We start from the raw sequence: 14,547 nt of genomic DNA on the forward strand, positions 1-14,547 counted from the left end.
ACAATTATTGCTTATTCAGCGTCACGGCCACTCGGCCAATAACCTTAATATCGTGCTCTGCTACTTCGAGCGTGCTATCGCCAAATGCTACGGCCAGTTTTCTGCCTGGTAATCGTTGAATTTGGTTAATAGAAAGCCTGCCGTCTACATCAATCAAATAGTCGCCACTCACTGCGTCGGTGGTGCTCTTATCTAATAGGTAAACCGCTTCGTTAGTTTCTACTTCTATGGTGTGCTCAACCTTCAAATTGAAACTGTTCATGCGGCGAACTGCGTAGGGTACTTTGCCCGTATCAATCAACTTGCCGTTAGTTAAACAGAAACTATTTAGAATCACCGTTTGGTGCTGTGGGTTCTCGTCAGTTAGGTCCGACAAAAAGTCATTAACCGCAACATCTGCCGCTTGAGGTGCTGGCGTATTGGGTAGGTTTTTGCGCTCTTCTTCGCTTAGTGCAAGTTCGGCTATTGGAATGCCCAAACGCAAATGCAAACGCACCATAAGCTCGTGTGACGTTCTGTCGTGTGTGTTCCATGTACTAAAAGTGGACTTTTGTACGTCAAGCAACTCAGAAAGATCTGCGAAGGTTTTGCTTTTAGTTAAATATTTCAGGTTTTCGGTGAAATCCGAACCTTTTAGGTAGTCAAATGCCAGTAACTTGTCTTCTTTTTTCATCATTACATTCACTTTGTGTGATATTGATCGGTGAAAGATAATCAAATGTCGGCAAATGACGATTGATCTTTGGTGTTTACCAAACTAATATCTTGTTATCAACTAACGAAGTGCGAACGATGCCGACCAAAGCCAGTACGCACAACATATGAAAGGATAACACTATGTTAATTCATACCCAACCGTCCGAAGCGCCTTTTGTTACGTATGACAAGTACATGGAGCTAACAGGCATTAAGTACACCACCCTTCGTGATCAGGTCGATTCCGGCAAGGTCATCATCAAAAAGAAAGACAAACCTCGCGAAAAGCCAATGATCAACATGGTGGCTATGAACGAAATAGCCGCACGTGAAGCGCTAGAAGTCCTAGGTTAATCATGCGCTTGGCTCGCTTTATTCCAACGAAAACCTACTGCCCACTTTGGCTTCATGTCTTTGCCTTAGTTGTCATTTTCGTTCCTCCATTGCTTTAGGAGTATCAAACATGGGTGATCAAGTCGCCATGTGCGAACTACGTGAACGCAAACAGCAATCTTTTAACGCTGTATGTTGCGATTTCGCAATCAACCACAACATGGAAGCGTTAGCAAAAGAGATTGGAATAAAGAGCGGAACGATGCTGCGCAACAAGCTCAACCCAGAGCAGCCACACATTCTCAGTGCGGTAGACATGGCGCTGCTGTGCAAAGCCGCAAACGACTACACCATTCTAAATACCCTCGTTGGTGATGCAGGTGTAGTGATCGCTCAAATTCCAATGGGCGAGGGTAATAAAACCACCGTAGAACGTGTGCTCGAAAACAACATTCTTGCAGGTGAAATGAGCAAAAAAGCCTTAGAGCTGGCCAAGCAACCTCGCGTCCCACGCAGTAAAAAGCGCAGAACCATAGCATTAGCTCAAATGGCCATAGGGAATTTGGTGCTGATGGTATCTGAACTCGAAAACCGCAACACAGCGCTACAGCCTTTGATGCAAATTGGCTCGGATGTGCTTAGCAGCGGTATGACTTTACCTGGTTTATAAGGAATAAATGATGTCAGGCTTTGTATTCAGGAGTGTCACCAATGAACAATCCAGCGATGCGATTAATGAAGGTGTAACTATGATTGGGTTTCAACCCCATTCGAATAGCTGCTCGGTTATAGGCAAGTGGCTTCAACATCCCGATCTCTCCGCTATTCGTATCTCGAACAGAGGTGAGAGCTTCTATCAATTCATCATCGTTCAGTTTGTGTTTGCGATTGATTATATCTCTAAATCTTCCGCTTTGAGCATCCGCACAAATAGCCTTTTTCAAAGGCTGGATGACGACATTGATTGCGGCGAGAAATGCGACAAGAAAGCCTACAAATATATCGAGGCCGAAAGTGGCTACGATCGAGGTACCCAACATTATCAGTGCGATGTTAATGCAAACGTCTATGCGTCGCCAAAAAACATTCAACATCTCTTCAGTACAGCTGCTGTATTCAGCCGTAAATTCTTGATCTTGCCTGTCCATATTTTGAGTCCTTTAGTTTATCACCCACCATCTTTTGGCGGGGTAGGTTTAGGAGGGTTATGGTCTTTAAATTTTTCTGAGTTATCCATGTGAATTCCTACTTAGTTATTGAGCCGCAATAAGATTCTACCGTGTATTGGGTCGCACTGCTACACGAGCCAGTTACTGGTCTGGTTTATCAAAACCAGTTTAACGGAGGTTTATATGTCAGTTGAACTATTAGAAAACGCAATCCATCGCCCATGCCCTGATATGACTTGTTACTCGTTAAATTCAGAGCAAAAAAGTAAAGGCTTAGAGCGCCTTGCGAAAGTAAAAGCGCAATTGAAGGAAGACCAACTGGTCAACCTTCGCCAAGAACGTCAGCAACTTCAAAGCGCATACGCAAAAACCGATTCGCCACGCGAGCAGTCACGCATCACCCGATTGATTAATATCATCGACGCCAAAGCCATTCGCATCAGCGAGCGTTGGTCGTAACCCCATCCCTTAGCCAGCGATAGTTTGCCCCTGCTGTATTCCTTCGGAATAGGGGCTTTTTTCGCTCAATTATTCCAAGCGTAGGAGCAAAAATATGGAAATGCACACCGAAAAGCTTACCCAAGCCCACCAAATCATTGGTGAAGTAATCAGTTCTCAGCAACAAGAATTAGCCAACCAGTATGGAAACCGAGAAGTGTTCGACATTGTTCACGCCATTAATGTACTGGCAATGGCAAATATCGACGTGATTCATGTGTTCACTGAGTTCTCAGCTCATGTGAACAAGTTCCATGTTCGCGCTATAAGCGCTGAGCAAGACTACAGCTTAAAACGGTATGGCCGCCTATTTAGCGAAGACGTTTTTATTACGGATGACGGTGCACTGGAACAACTTTTGTCCATCGAATCAAAACTTACCGAGTTGATCATCGAAGCCCGTGAAGAAGTTGAAACAATCGCGGAGATAAGCGCATGAGATACCTAGCAGCCTATCTAAACAGTGGCGGTGGTGTGGTGAAAAACGAACAAGGTTTGGTGATGAACCTAGACCTTGGTGAGTATGAAACGGAGCAGCTCGCAATCGACAACGCTTGTGAAAAATTGAACTGCCAACACACCATCAATGGCGTGATTGTAAAAGGCGGTGATACCGGTGGGTTCATGGTGGTTAATGCACAGGAGTTTGAAGAATTATGAGAAACCAAAAGCACGAACTCAACGGTATTGAAGGTGTTCCTGCAATCGCCATGAAATATGGCATTCCTGTTGGAACGATAAAGAACCGACTTGCGCGAGGCTTAACGATTGAAGAGGCGGTCATAAAAGCAGACCAACGCTTTAAAAACACAGGCCTGTTTAAAAAAGGCATCAGTATTCGTTTTCCTGATCGGTTACCAAAGCTTTGGTGTTTGGCTTTAGGGATGGCTTCACATTGATACCCAACCACTACAACCCTGTCATAAAACGCTATGGATACACGCAACCAATCAATGAAGACGTTGCGTGTATTGCCCATGGCTACCAACCCAAAACGCAAGAACCAGAAAACCTCAATTTTCTAGAACGCGACCTCTACGATGCCAACGCTATCAATCACGAATGGCGCAAACAATACTTTGCCAATCTGCCAACTTACCTGGGCAAATACTTCTCAAAGCGTTACATCGATATTGGTGAAAAGCAGGGCTACGCCAAAGCCAACCGTTACTTGAGCCAACGAATGCAGCCTGCCGTTGAACGTGTTCGTAAGGTTCTCACCAAATACAAACATTTACCAACCTCTCAGAAAGTGGCCTTGCTGTCTAAAGAGCATGAAAGTGACGACGATGGTTTTCACCCCGTGTTCTTTAAAGAGGAAGGCAACCCAGAAGACTTCAAAAGAAAACAGCTCAAGTTCGACTTTGACCAAGTCGACAAAGACAGAACGCCAGTAGCCAATCGCTTATTGGCCGAGCTCGAACAAGACGAAATCAAAGAAATGGCAAGCCGCATTGCTGAAATCGTCAATCAATACTGGATGAACGTTGTCGCGCCTAAATACCCAGCAACTACTGAAGACGAAACCGATGAAAGTATGGTGCTCACCTATGAAGAGATCGCCAATTTCGTCACCGTTACCTTTGGCATGAATGCCCCCCGTAAATACAAGAAACAAACCCCGTTGTCAGCCGCGAATGACTTATCAAGAATGATCTGTGAAAAGTGGTGGTTAGGTCGGTTGGCGAGTCATCGAAAAGTCATGCGTGAACATCTGGCCATTGCTATAGGCCAAGTCAGCTCTAAAGCATCACCTTATGCGAGTTGGGACTGCATTCGAGAGCACAAAGCGCAGCAAAAACGTAACTGGGATGCGATTCAGAGAATGTTACTGACGGATGAGGAAACGGGTGAAGAGGTACAGCTTGATGACATGGTGCTAAAAAGCGTGTCGAACCCAGCTATTCGTCGACATGAATTGATGGTTCGTTGCCGAGGTTGTGAAGACATTGGTAATGAGCTGGGTTTACAAGGATTGTTTCTAACTTTAACCACTCCGGCCAAATATCATAACAGTTATAAAAAGGGTGGTTTCATCAATCATTGGAATGGGGCTAGCCCAAAACAAGCGCAAGCCTACTTAAACGATGTATGGACACGTATTCGCTCCAAGCTAGGCCGTGACGGTCTTCGTTGGTTTGGTGTTCGCGTAGCCGAGCCTCATCACGATGGTACTCCACATTGGCACTTGCTGATTTGGGTGAAACCAGAAGACGTTAGCGGCGTTCGTGAAACCTTCATTTCTTATGCTACTGAAGAAGACAGAAGTGAACTCCATCCCCAGTTTTTAAAAGAGCAGCAAAAGCCTTTTAGAAAAGCGCCGTACGTGGGGCCTTTAGATTACAGCGCCCGTTGTGACTTTGGTTCAATAGATAAAGAAAAAGGAACGGCCACAGGTTATATCGCAAAATACATATCAAAGAATATTGATGGCTACGCAATGGACGGTGAAGTGTCGGATGAAACGGGCAAGCCCGTGAGCGAGATGGCCAAGAATGTGAGTGCGTGGAAGTCTCGGTGGGCGATTCGCCAGTTTCAATTCTTCGGTGGTGCGCCAGTTACTACTTATCGCGAACTAAGGCGGTTTGCTAGTCAAAACAAAAAAGCCTTCATGGAATACGTGTTCATGCAATCGCGAAATGAACTCATGTGCCTATACGATTTGATTCACTGCCAACTCATGGGCCCACTGAAACCTGCCAAAATTCTCACCAATTTAGAGTTAATGGAAGTGATTGGTGATAACTATGAATCTCGCTTCAAAAGTGCCAATGCAAGCATTACCAACACCTTAAAAGCCGCCGACCATGGTGATTGGCATGGCTACATTATGGGGCAGGGTGGGCCGTTCGTTGCGCGTGATGATTTGCTAATTACTAACAGCTATGAAGAGCTGCCTTTTGCCTCTCCGCATGGTGAAACCGTTCGTAAGCTAGAGGGTTTTGATGCCTCTGGTGTACTCGTTAAAACTCGAACCAAAAAGTGGACGATTGGCAAACAAAAGCCAGCTGAACCCAAGACAGAGAAACAAGTCACTTACGAGTTCGACAAGCCAACGCCTTGCCCTTCCACATGGAAATTCAAGAAGAGAGTGATCAGCTTTGTATCGAAAACGGAAGCTGAAGGGGGCGCTCTTGATCTTCATGGCATCTCTGATGCCTCTCGGAGTTCTGTCAATAACTGTACGCGGCCAAAAATACCGCATCAGGAACGGGAGTTAAGCCCTCTCATTGAAAATGAGATAAGTCGGTTAATTGATGAATATGAATTAGACGATAGCTTTAGAAATGATCTGTTCAAAGGGCACTGGATTTCACTATCTAAAGAGAAAAGCATCAAGCTGCGGCAAGGTGAAACCGAAAGAACGCCCGACAACCTCGTTTATCACACCAAACATGAACCCGATTTGAGCTGGTTGGGCGAAGCCGTGCCTATTCCAATGGTGGGGAGTCATTATCAAGCGATTAAGATAGAGGAGTACCAGCAGCCGGATTTATGGTTGTTTTGATCAAGCGAAAAGCTGTATTTTCTATGGTATTACCCCTGATGGAAAAGTAAAAAACAATCTTATGTTGTCAAAGAATCACAGCGAGATTTCAATTTTTTAGCTGCATTAAGAGATTCAATTGCATGAGCTTCAGTTACTGTGTCTAGAAGTTGATAGTCAGCTAATGCTCGTTTTGATTTGTATTGGGCCAATATATAGGATAGTGATTTAAGGGTGTTCGCGTCATGTGTTTCTGATGTTTTTACATCATGTGAGGCTAGGTAACTAATCAATGAAGCATGCACTCCTTGACCGTTGTATTGAGGAGGCTTGTTTTCCAAAATATCTAATACGGAGTGATACATTGCATAGTAGCTTTTACTTACAGCCGTTCTATAAGCAACTTCTGAAGAACTATCGTTTAATATTTTGTCTGCATGATCTACTAATTCTTGAGGAGTAATTGGCATATCAAACGGGTCCTCCGTCAACTAAAATTTTGTTTTGATCGCAGATATCAAAACGAGCTACCATGCCATTAGATATTTGATCATGCTCTATTAGCTTTTCGGTTAATGCCCAGTTTAAATCAAAAATAACTTCAGGTTCGCCGGTTACCTCGAAGACAACATCTAAATGCTCTGACTCTGGTACTATTGTTAGATAAGAGTTACGGGAAACTGTTTTACCCAAACCTTCCATATCTTCTAATACTTCAGCAGCTAACAGAGAAACTAATTTTAAGTTATCTTCAGTTACATTAAAAACTTCAGAAGCGATGTTCAAATACTGCTGTTTAATAGTTAAATTGGAACGAATCATCAAGATATCCTTATCATCAGGATCCACGCCTTTTTCTTCAAGTACTGAAATAGCCCTACTAGAAAGGTTAAAATCATTGAAAAAATGGCTAGCGCAAATAACGTTCTCTATAATCAAGGGTGAGCAATAGTTTAAATCCATGCTGCTAATTAGATCATAGACAGATTTACTTGCTCCTACGTAGCTCAAAGCCCAAATGATGTTGCCATAAACAGCCTGCTCATTATCATAATTAAGTCGCAAAGCTTCATGAGCATGTAATAAGGTGCTTTTTTGCTGACGTAACGACGTATACAAAAGAGTTAGGACTAAGTGCGTTTCGCACTGATTGGCTAACTGCTCTGCTTCTCTTTTGTAATAGGCAATTTCAAACTCACTTAGGGTTGTTTCAGAAGAAATTGCTTCCATCAACGACTCTAGTAATTCGTTTGTTTTAGGTAATGCCGCGATCTGCAATGTAAATCCTTGTGTGTCCTAGTAAATCTAGGCTATCTAAAGAGCTCAACTACAATATGAGCGTGATAAGGGACCAAATATTAAATATAATATATACGATATTTAAGGTCGCTGACTATACAGTAAATGTCAAGAGTGGACAATTTATGTTGTGTCAAATATGCACACATATCCACACTTATCAGCTTTCATCAGCTTCCCTCGTCTATTGACTATTATAGATCACATCCGCTAACCTATCTGTGCACTGGCAAAATCCAGTGTCGGGATTGAGACCCCGCTTTATTTCCAAGGCACATATAGTGCCAGCGTTTTGCTGGTTTTTTTATGTGTATGGCTTAGCCACATCTAAACATAGTCGTTTCGTATAGAAACCGTACTATCAGTATTATGGTGGGCTGGGCAAGGCAGCTTCGGCTGGCCGTATCCTTGGAAGCGGTAGTCTCAACCTTGTTCAGTTCACCACCCAAAGATTGAGACCTTTTCGTGGTGATTTAGATGAATCATTCCAAGGAGGTCATGATGACTTCAGCACTTACTTTCCAAAATACACATTTCGATGTTGTAGAACAAAACAACCAACTTTGGCTTACCGCCAGTGAAATCGCTAATGCGTTAGGTTACGCGAATTCCAATTCTATTAGCCGTGTATACGCACGAAATAAAGAAGAGTTCGCGAATGGAATGACTGAGGAGGTCAAGTTGACCCTCTCAGGAAACTACCAAAAAACAGTCAGAATATTTTCCCTACGTGGCGCACACCTTATTGCTATGTTCAGCCGAACAGCAATAGCCAAGCAGTTCAGAAAGTGGGTACTCGATGTCCTCGATAATGAAACCCAGTCTGTCGTGACAGACTCACTTCCAACAATACCCCAGTGCATCTCTACAACGTCACCTTGGCCAACGCACTATCACTCCAATTGGAACCGTTCAACTTTCCCAATGTTTGGCACGTTCGCGCATTACCTCTCTTTCTCTATTCAACCTAAAGGCAATAAATACTGCGGAACGTTTTTGTTTGCCGATCGTAATCAACAAACTATCTACCAAGCAAAGCAACTTGGGGATTTAGGGTATTTTGAGGCGAGGGATATAGAAGAGCTGTGGGAACAGGTGATCAAGTTCTGCGCTCGGTGTCATTCAAAGAGCGCATTCTTTGAATAGAAGAGCTTAAACCATAGAAAGTTGCTGCTGCAGTTCGGCCCGCTGTTCTGGCGGCAGCGCTTTCACCAAAGACAGCGCCATTTGAGAGGTGGTTTTTGCGCTTGGGCTAAGTGAGTGCGAAAAACTCACATTCACCACAAACGTATGGCCACATTCAGGGTCGGAACAAGAACAGTAACTATCGGCATGGGAGGGGGAAAGGCGGTTTGTTTTTTGAATACGGGCTTTTGCCCCGCACTCGTTGCAAATTATACGCATATTTTAAACCTAGCTTTTTATATTTGACTGACCTCTTGAGAATACAAAAAAGCTGCATATTTGTACAGTATGCGGCTTTTTATCAAGTAATACCTACGTAACAACTTAGTGAGTTATCTCTCAACCTTTAGCATGATAAAAAACACCTGTGGATCACTGTATGAATATACAGTATTCTTATGTGGTCATTTGGTTAGGAGGTGCTATGTTGTTGAAAAATGGAAATGAATTACAGCAAGCGTTAGGGATAATTATCGATGGAATGGCCCAGAGCGAAGCCACTGAAAGGCACAAAGCCATAGGTGTTAAGCTGATGAATTTAGCGATCGCAAACTACGAAGGTGAAATCAATACCTCACAGCGGCAAGCGATTCATTCCATCATCGAAATGGCCGCAGAAGCCGAACCCACCGCATTTAAGTGCTAACAAAAAGCCAGCAACTTGCGTTACTGGCTTACTAAAAATTGTCAATGTATTTTAGGACGAGACAGGAATATAATATTCAATTTATCTAATATGTCTAGGTCGAGTATATTATCAAATTTCGTGTGAGGGTATTGAGTTATAAAATTAAGGCCTATGTTCCTGTTTCATATAAGGCTCGATCAAAGTGTTCTTTAGATATTCCGATAAGTTTTCGAATAAAGAACATATGATGGTGGTTCCAGTCGTCCATCATTCGATATCCATTAGATTCATACGGACATCTATCTTTATCAAAACCGCAGACATATTCAATTAAGTTGAAGTATTCGCTCTTTTTCCAATCAAATTTGTCATAATAGATCTCTTCTTTATAAGATTTAGAATTTTCTGGGTATATAGCTTGTTTTATGCAATTTTGAGGAATAACTATCGACATGTTTCTACAAGAAGCTCCAAATTCTAGTTGATAGTAGTTACCTAGAATTAACCACTTGGTATCCCCAAACACTTTTGGAAGGTCAAATCGCCATTGATTGGAAGCATAGGAGAGTGGTTGAAATGAAGCAAGTACAATCAAATCATAGCTTTCTCTCATTTGATGGTCATTAAGAATCTTTTCCGAAAACTCACATTCTTTTTCATACTTTTTAAGAACGACGTTATTTTCAATTTTATTTTCACTCTCAATAATTGTCATATTACAACCAAGATAACTAAGTACATTGAATGCAATATTAGGATAAGATACTGCCAAAGCTGAAGCCCATCTTGTTGAGTGAGAGTCTCCAATTACTAAAACCTTCTTCCTATCATCCTCTAGCCACTGTAATCTAGAAAAATCATCTACGCGATAAGTCATCTCTATTCCCATATCAAACTGTTGAGAATTGTAATCTATAGTTAGATCTTTTTTTGCGCTATAAAAAGGCAAAGCAAGCAATGGCAATGAAATTAGAATAAGTTTTTTACGATTAATTGAAAGTTCTATAAAGAGGTAACTTATTGTTGATGCAATTAGTGTTGTTGAAATGTATATGAAAAATTCCAAAAAAGGTGAACTTATGTATAGATAGCCTATCAGTTTAGCCACAGGCCAATGCCAAAGGTAAAGTGAATAAGAAATTCTCCCTATATATTGTGAAAATAGGTTATTTGTAATATAGCTAGATTGTTGATTAGAAATAATTACTAGGTAAGTGCCTATAACAGGAAGTAAAGCAAGATACCCAGGCCAACTAGAATCACTAGATACAAATACAAATGATAAAGTGATTAGGCAAATTCCTAATACTTCAGTGATTCTTCTCTTGAGTTTGGAAATGCTCCAAGGGTAAATAAAAGCTACGCCTCCAGCCATCATTTCCCAAGCCCTTGTCGGTAAAAGGTAGTAAGAAGCATCAGGCCAGTAAATCGTTGCTACAACACTAACGATAAACCCTAATATTGTACCGGCAATGATTGAACGCTTTAGATTTTTAATCGATAAAAAGCGTTTTAGAATGACTAAAATTAAAGGGAAGATGATATAAAATTGCCATTCGACGGACAATGACCATGTATGAAGAAATAATTTTTCACTTGAGGATACATCAAAGTACCCTGCCTCTGACCAATATATGAAGTTAGAGAAAAACCCTAAACTACTGAGTGCATGTTTTACTAAAAGTTGGTATGAAATATCGAAAAATAGTACAGATCCAACTAATAAAATAACTAAACATAGAAAGGCAAGAGGTGGTATTATTCTTTTGGATCGTGAACGGTAGAAATATAGTAAATTAAAGTCACCAGAATCAAATCCTTTAAATATTATTCCTGTCATAAGGAAGCCAGAAATAACAAAAAAAACATCTACCCCTGAAAATCCCCCTGGTATCCATTCTGGGTCGAAATGGAAAAAAATCACAGCAATGACCGCTATCGCTCTCAATCCGTTGATGTCATGTCTATATATCATTTGTTACGTTAGTTTAGAAATAGTGGTTTGCATTTTATAGATTAGATTACAGATAGCAATAGGTATTGAGGACGCATTAGAACACTACCTGAACAATATGACTACGAAAGGCATCCTACTAAGGTGTGTATTAGTTTGTCTAACACAGAGCTCACTATAGCGATGGGAAGGTAAATATATGATGCTAAAAAAGTGTATATTGTTCTTGCTCAGACTGTTTATTCCCCATAGCCGATATTCACATCAAACTCGAACTTCAAATGCTTAGGTATTTCAGGGTCATTATTCACCGCTCGCATAAACACCTTACACACGGGTACCACCTCATATTTATCGTAAACTGTGCTGACTTTAATCGGGTCAGGCATGTTTGTGCCTACTTCTGGCATCATGCCCCCCATGCCTGCGGGGAAACGGTGACCTGCAAATACATCTTGTGTTGAAATGTTCTTCACTCTTTCAAAATCGTCTTTAGTGGCAATGTCACCCACTGGAATGATCTGAACACCTTTCTCTTTCCCATTGGGAATATTGATATACATAGAACGGAAATTGCCCGGCCCTTTCGCCCCTTGCAGAGCCTCTTGCATACGCTCATCATCTTCGTCACTTAGGTTTGGGTCACTGGTATAGAAAATGTAACCCATGTGAGCACCATTTTTATAGTAAGCGCGGCGAAACAGCGTAGCATCACGGTTGAGCAATGCGCTTTGCAGGCTGCCCAAATAATCTGGCAATCCATAAATCTGTTGTTGTGGGTCATACTGCCCTGCAAAGATGACATCTTTCGCTCTAAACGTTTTTTGCTCATCATCACGAAGCAGTTGCACAAAGTCACCGTTCTTACGCTTTCTAATGTGCATCATAGGCAGGGGGGCAAGGGCGATTACTTTGCCAAGTCGGTTGCGTATTTTTACTAATCCAAAGTGGCCAAAGCCAAAATAATCCCAACTTGCACGATTAAGTTGATCAGGAGCCATGCCGCCGCCCTTAATGAACCGAGCCGACACATAATTAGACCGTGCTTTAAGCAAAGAGCCATGATGACCATTCACGTTGGAAATGTCCGCAAGCCCCTTAAGCGAAATAGGTGTTTCCCAGTAATCGTCCATATCGTTGTAAAACAGTTCACAGTAGTCAGTCATCCATGATGAAGAATCCACGGCTTGCGGATTATCGAACGAAAAGCAGGTCGTCTTGTTTTCATTATTGCCTGCTTTCAATTCATGATTGGCTTCATCTTGTGTCGTCAATACTTCAGTCATGTTGCTTTCCTATATTACGCTGCGCTTTGCAGCACATACTTAGATTTGGTTGGGTTGTCGTGGTTTAACGGCTCATTATCCAAAGCGTGAGAAATGGCCCAGAACGCATCCGCATGGCCCACCAATTCGCTACGGTCAGCCTTAAACGTCATATCATTGCCTGATTTGGTTGAAACTCGCTTAATCGCCATAAACGCCATAGCCACATCATTGTGTTCGGCATCAAACTGCAAACGGCCATCGTCAATCACATCAATCATCTTCATCACTAAGCGGTTTTTGGTTTCGTTGGAGTAGTGAATAGCCACCGCTTCTCGAGGGTGTTGCGCTTTCAGTAAGTCATAAACCCCTGCGCCTATGCCCGTGGTATCAATGCCCAAATACGTCACGTTGTAGCGCTTGAACACCTCGCCAATTTGCTTGGCTTGGTATTGAAAGTTCAGCCCCTTCCAGTAATGCTTTTCAAGAATACGGAATTTTTCGCCAGGTACTTCAGGTGGCGCAATCACCATCAAACACGCATTGTCTCGCGTTCGTGAAGGGTCATACCCCAGCCACACTTCTCGGTGACCAAAAGGCCGTTTCTCTTTTGGTTTAAAGTCTTGCCAGTGCGCTGAATCCACCATGCACTTGGTGATCTTATTGAATGCGAATATCGAATTGGCACCATCAACAAACACACACATAAACAGGTTCTTAAAATCGGCATCGCTGTATTCGTCGCGCAGCTCCTCGATGTCGGCCAGGTCAAAGCCAGAATTAACCGCATCTTTCATGGTGATGACATAACGCCAATGCTTATCAGGACAAAGAGCCCCGCCGTTACGGTAATCATCAAAAGACGGAAACGGTACATGCTTACGAGACTCCTTATCGCCGCGCCAAGCATCGCCCGTCCAAAACGAATAGGCGGGGTGCATTTTGCTTGATGGTGTAGAAAAGTAGGTTCTGCGCCACTTCTTATGCGTAGCAATGGCAGAAGAGACCTTCTTCACTTCAGTGAAGTTACCAATCCAGAAATACTCATCGGTATAAAGGTGGCCAGAATACGATTGAGCCGTTTTACCATTGGTGGACAAAAAGCGCAGCGTAGCCCCGTTTGATAGAACGATAGGGTTGCCGGTTAACTCGATGTCCCAAAATTCTTTGGCAATACGAATGATGTAAGAACGGAACACTTCAGCTTGGGCGCGAGACGCTGAAAGAAACAGCTGATCGTCACCCGTAAGAATCGCGTTCTCTAATGCTTCACCTGAAAAGTAGTAAGTCGCACCAATTTGGCGAGATTTAAGAATATTACGAATACGTTGATGCAGGTTTTCACGCATCACCTGTTGGAAGGCATAAAGCGAATTGTGCCAATCGGCAAAGCTCTCTTCATTGAGCTCACTGATGTCATTCTTTATCTTCTTTTTGCTGCTGCGCTTTTTCTGTCCTTGGCTGCTGTTTTGTTTCTCGCCTCTTGAGCTTTGAGGTTCTGGCGACTCATCACCACGGGTAGCGCGCTCTATTTTCGCTTTGGCATCCGCATTGGCTTTCAGCAATCTAACATGGTGATCAACAAGCTTGTCGAGTTCCTTTAACTGCTGATCGCTTTTTTCGTCTTTATCAATCAGCACCGCCAGGCGACGATTGACCATTTGCTCAATCGACAACTCATCAAGCAGCAACGCCCACCCAAACTTTTCAGCCCAGGTGTAAATAATACGCTCGCTGTTTATATCTAGCTGTTTGGCAATTTCTTTCGGAGGCGTACCGCGCACATAAAGCTGCTTGGCCGACTCTTTGGTTTCCTTGCTGTAAGCCACTAAATAGACCCAGTTGATTAAGACATATCAGCACTATACGCCCCGATAACACACTCAATCGCAAAGAAAAATTCTGACCAATTCGGTTTTGGCTCATATCCGAATTGACCCGAACAAAACCCAATGAAACGCACTATTTATAAGCGTATGTTTGCTTTACACGAACGATTTGAATAGCAATTTAGCTTTAATGCGAAAGGTAAA

17 protein-coding genes are annotated in these 14,547 nt (G+C 42.6%); 9 read left to right on the forward strand and 8 right to left on the reverse strand.

Translation table 11 applies throughout. The features are described from left to right. Nucleotides 1-4 precede the first annotated feature (4 nt). The gene (locus BCU12_RS12905) at nucleotides 5-673 is read right to left on the reverse strand and encodes a phage repressor protein CI (RefSeq protein WP_102404697.1); all 669 of its coding nucleotides are present in this window, start codon (nucleotides 671-673) and stop codon (nucleotides 5-7) included. 164 nt (nucleotides 674-837) lie between these two features. On the opposite strand from BCU12_RS12905, the gene BCU12_RS12910 reads away from it, so the two are divergent. Together BCU12_RS12910 and BCU12_RS12915 are read left to right on the forward strand one after the other, a co-directional pair. After that, complete coding sequence (locus tag BCU12_RS12910) at nucleotides 838-1,050, forward strand: hypothetical protein (RefSeq protein ID WP_102404658.1); 213 nt, start codon at nucleotides 838-840, stop codon at nucleotides 1,048-1,050. 109 nt (nucleotides 1,051-1,159) lie between these two features. Further along, a complete protein-coding gene (locus BCU12_RS12915) occupies nucleotides 1,160-1,699 on the forward strand; it encodes a phage regulatory CII family protein (RefSeq protein ID WP_102404659.1) in 540 nt (179 codons plus the stop codon). A gap of 13 nt (nucleotides 1,700-1,712) precedes the next feature. Here the strand turns inward: BCU12_RS12915 and BCU12_RS12920 are convergent, their stop codons facing one another. Next, nucleotides 1,713-2,177 carry a hypothetical protein gene (locus BCU12_RS12920; protein WP_102404660.1) on the reverse strand — a complete coding sequence of 155 codons (465 nt, stop codon included), beginning with the start codon at nucleotides 2,175-2,177 and terminating at the stop codon, nucleotides 1,713-1,715. A gap of 204 nt (nucleotides 2,178-2,381) precedes the next feature. On the opposite strand from BCU12_RS12920, the gene BCU12_RS12925 reads away from it, so the two are divergent. The 5 genes from BCU12_RS12925 (at nucleotide 2,382) to BCU12_RS12945 (ending at nucleotide 6,204) form a co-directional block, all read left to right on the forward strand. Next, complete coding sequence (locus BCU12_RS12925) at nucleotides 2,382-2,657, forward strand: hypothetical protein (RefSeq protein WP_102404661.1); 276 nt, start codon at nucleotides 2,382-2,384, stop codon at nucleotides 2,655-2,657. A 94-nt stretch (nucleotides 2,658-2,751) separates the two neighbouring features. After that, nucleotides 2,752-3,135 carry a hypothetical protein gene (locus BCU12_RS12930; RefSeq protein ID WP_241909828.1) on the forward strand — a complete coding sequence of 128 codons (384 nt, stop codon included), beginning with the start codon at nucleotides 2,752-2,754 and terminating at the stop codon, nucleotides 3,133-3,135. Further along, on the forward strand, nucleotides 3,132-3,356 hold the full coding sequence (locus tag BCU12_RS12935) for a hypothetical protein (RefSeq protein ID WP_102404662.1): 225 nt from the start codon (nucleotides 3,132-3,134) through the stop codon (nucleotides 3,354-3,356). The genes BCU12_RS12930 and BCU12_RS12935 overlap by 4 nt, the downstream gene beginning before the upstream one ends. Then, on the forward strand, nucleotides 3,353-3,595 hold the full coding sequence (locus tag BCU12_RS12940; RefSeq protein ID WP_102404663.1) for a hypothetical protein: 243 nt from the start codon (nucleotides 3,353-3,355) through the stop codon (nucleotides 3,593-3,595). Before BCU12_RS12935 ends, BCU12_RS12940 begins: the two co-directional genes overlap by 4 nt. Next, entirely contained in the window at nucleotides 3,592-6,204 is a 2,613-nt protein-coding gene (locus BCU12_RS12945; protein WP_102404664.1) for a replication endonuclease, read from the forward strand. The genes BCU12_RS12940 and BCU12_RS12945 overlap by 4 nt, the downstream gene beginning before the upstream one ends. 59 nt (nucleotides 6,205-6,263) lie before the next feature. Here the strand turns inward: BCU12_RS12945 and BCU12_RS12950 are convergent, their stop codons facing one another. Both BCU12_RS12950 and BCU12_RS12955 read right to left on the reverse strand, forming a co-directional pair. Further along, the gene (locus BCU12_RS12950; RefSeq protein WP_102404665.1) at nucleotides 6,264-6,653 is read right to left on the reverse strand and encodes a hypothetical protein; all 390 of its coding nucleotides are present in this window, start codon (nucleotides 6,651-6,653) and stop codon (nucleotides 6,264-6,266) included. Between the two features lies 1 nt (nucleotide 6,654). Continuing rightward, nucleotides 6,655-7,461 (reverse strand): hypothetical protein, encoded by an 807-nt coding sequence (locus tag BCU12_RS12955; RefSeq protein ID WP_102404666.1) that lies wholly within the window; start codon nucleotides 7,459-7,461, stop codon nucleotides 6,655-6,657. 498 nt (nucleotides 7,462-7,959) lie between these two features. Between BCU12_RS12955 and BCU12_RS12960 the strand changes: the two genes are divergently transcribed. Continuing rightward, entirely contained in the window at nucleotides 7,960-8,628 is a 669-nt protein-coding gene (locus BCU12_RS12960) for a BRO family protein (protein WP_241909829.1), read from the forward strand. Between the two features lie 6 nt (nucleotides 8,629-8,634). On the opposite strand, the gene BCU12_RS12965 is transcribed toward BCU12_RS12960, so the two are convergent. Continuing rightward, complete coding sequence (locus BCU12_RS12965) at nucleotides 8,635-8,886, reverse strand: ogr/Delta-like zinc finger family protein (protein ID WP_102404668.1); 252 nt, start codon at nucleotides 8,884-8,886, stop codon at nucleotides 8,635-8,637. A 160-nt stretch (nucleotides 8,887-9,046) separates the two neighbouring features. Here BCU12_RS12965 and BCU12_RS12970 point away from each other — a divergent pair, with 160 nt between their 5' ends. Then, nucleotides 9,047-9,313 carry a hypothetical protein gene (locus BCU12_RS12970; RefSeq protein ID WP_133153883.1) on the forward strand — a complete coding sequence of 89 codons (267 nt, stop codon included), beginning with the start codon at nucleotides 9,047-9,049 and terminating at the stop codon, nucleotides 9,311-9,313. A 151-nt stretch (nucleotides 9,314-9,464) separates the two neighbouring features. Here BCU12_RS12970 and BCU12_RS12975 read toward each other — a convergent pair whose 3' ends face one another. The 3 genes from BCU12_RS12975 to BCU12_RS12985 all read right to left on the reverse strand — a co-directional run bounded on the left by BCU12_RS12975 (nucleotide 9,465) and on the right by BCU12_RS12985 (nucleotide 14,343). Beyond that, entirely contained in the window at nucleotides 9,465-11,270 is a 1,806-nt protein-coding gene (locus BCU12_RS12975) for an acyltransferase (protein WP_102404670.1), read from the reverse strand. Nucleotides 11,271-11,488: 218 nt separating this feature from the next. Continuing rightward, a complete protein-coding gene (locus BCU12_RS12980; protein ID WP_198599327.1) occupies nucleotides 11,489-12,535 on the reverse strand; it encodes a phage portal protein in 1,047 nt (348 codons plus the stop codon). A 14-nt stretch (nucleotides 12,536-12,549) separates the two neighbouring features. Then, a complete protein-coding gene (locus BCU12_RS12985; protein WP_102404671.1) occupies nucleotides 12,550-14,343 on the reverse strand; it encodes a terminase family protein in 1,794 nt (597 codons plus the stop codon). Between the last annotated feature and the right edge of the window lie 204 nt (nucleotides 14,344-14,547).

The sequence above is a fragment of the Vibrio sp. 10N.261.55.A7 genome, from assembly GCF_002877365.1.
GTDB lineage: Bacteria > Pseudomonadota > Gammaproteobacteria > Enterobacterales > Vibrionaceae > Vibrio.

What these genes read in the sequence shown, in the direction of transcription:
- BCU12_RS12915 (WP_102404659.1), top strand. Translation starts at nt 1,160, where the DNA reads ATGGGTGATCAAGTCGCCATGTGCGAACTACGTGAACGCAAACAGCAA.
- BCU12_RS12910 (WP_102404658.1), top strand. Translation starts at nt 838, where the DNA reads ATGTTAATTCATACCCAACCGTCCGAAGCGCCTTTTGTTACGTATGAC.
- BCU12_RS12940 (WP_102404663.1), top strand. Translation starts at nt 3,353, where the DNA reads ATGAGAAACCAAAAGCACGAACTCAACGGTATTGAAGGTGTTCCTGCA.
- BCU12_RS12970 (WP_133153883.1), top strand. Translation starts at nt 9,047, where the DNA reads ATGAATATACAGTATTCTTATGTGGTCATTTGGTTAGGAGGTGCTATG.
- BCU12_RS12920 (WP_102404660.1), bottom strand. Translation starts at nt 2,177, where the DNA reads ATGGACAGGCAAGATCAAGAATTTACGGCTGAATACAGCAGCTGTACT.
- BCU12_RS12935 (WP_102404662.1), top strand. Translation starts at nt 3,132, where the DNA reads ATGAGATACCTAGCAGCCTATCTAAACAGTGGCGGTGGTGTGGTGAAA.
- BCU12_RS12960 (WP_241909829.1), top strand. Translation starts at nt 7,960, where the DNA reads ATGAATCATTCCAAGGAGGTCATGATGACTTCAGCACTTACTTTCCAA.
- BCU12_RS12950 (WP_102404665.1), bottom strand. Translation starts at nt 6,653, where the DNA reads ATGCCAATTACTCCTCAAGAATTAGTAGATCATGCAGACAAAATATTA.
- BCU12_RS12905 (WP_102404697.1), bottom strand. Translation starts at nt 673, where the DNA reads ATGAAAAAAGAAGACAAGTTACTGGCATTTGACTACCTAAAAGGTTCG.
- BCU12_RS12925 (WP_102404661.1), top strand. Translation starts at nt 2,382, where the DNA reads ATGTCAGTTGAACTATTAGAAAACGCAATCCATCGCCCATGCCCTGAT.
- BCU12_RS12930 (WP_241909828.1), top strand. Translation starts at nt 2,752, where the DNA reads ATGGAAATGCACACCGAAAAGCTTACCCAAGCCCACCAAATCATTGGT.
- BCU12_RS12975 (WP_102404670.1), bottom strand. Translation starts at nt 11,270, where the DNA reads ATGATATATAGACATGACATCAACGGATTGAGAGCGATAGCGGTCATT.
- BCU12_RS12980 (WP_198599327.1), bottom strand. Translation starts at nt 12,535, where the DNA reads ATGACTGAAGTATTGACGACACAAGATGAAGCCAATCATGAATTGAAA.
- BCU12_RS12965 (WP_102404668.1), bottom strand. Translation starts at nt 8,886, where the DNA reads ATGCGTATAATTTGCAACGAGTGCGGGGCAAAAGCCCGTATTCAAAAA.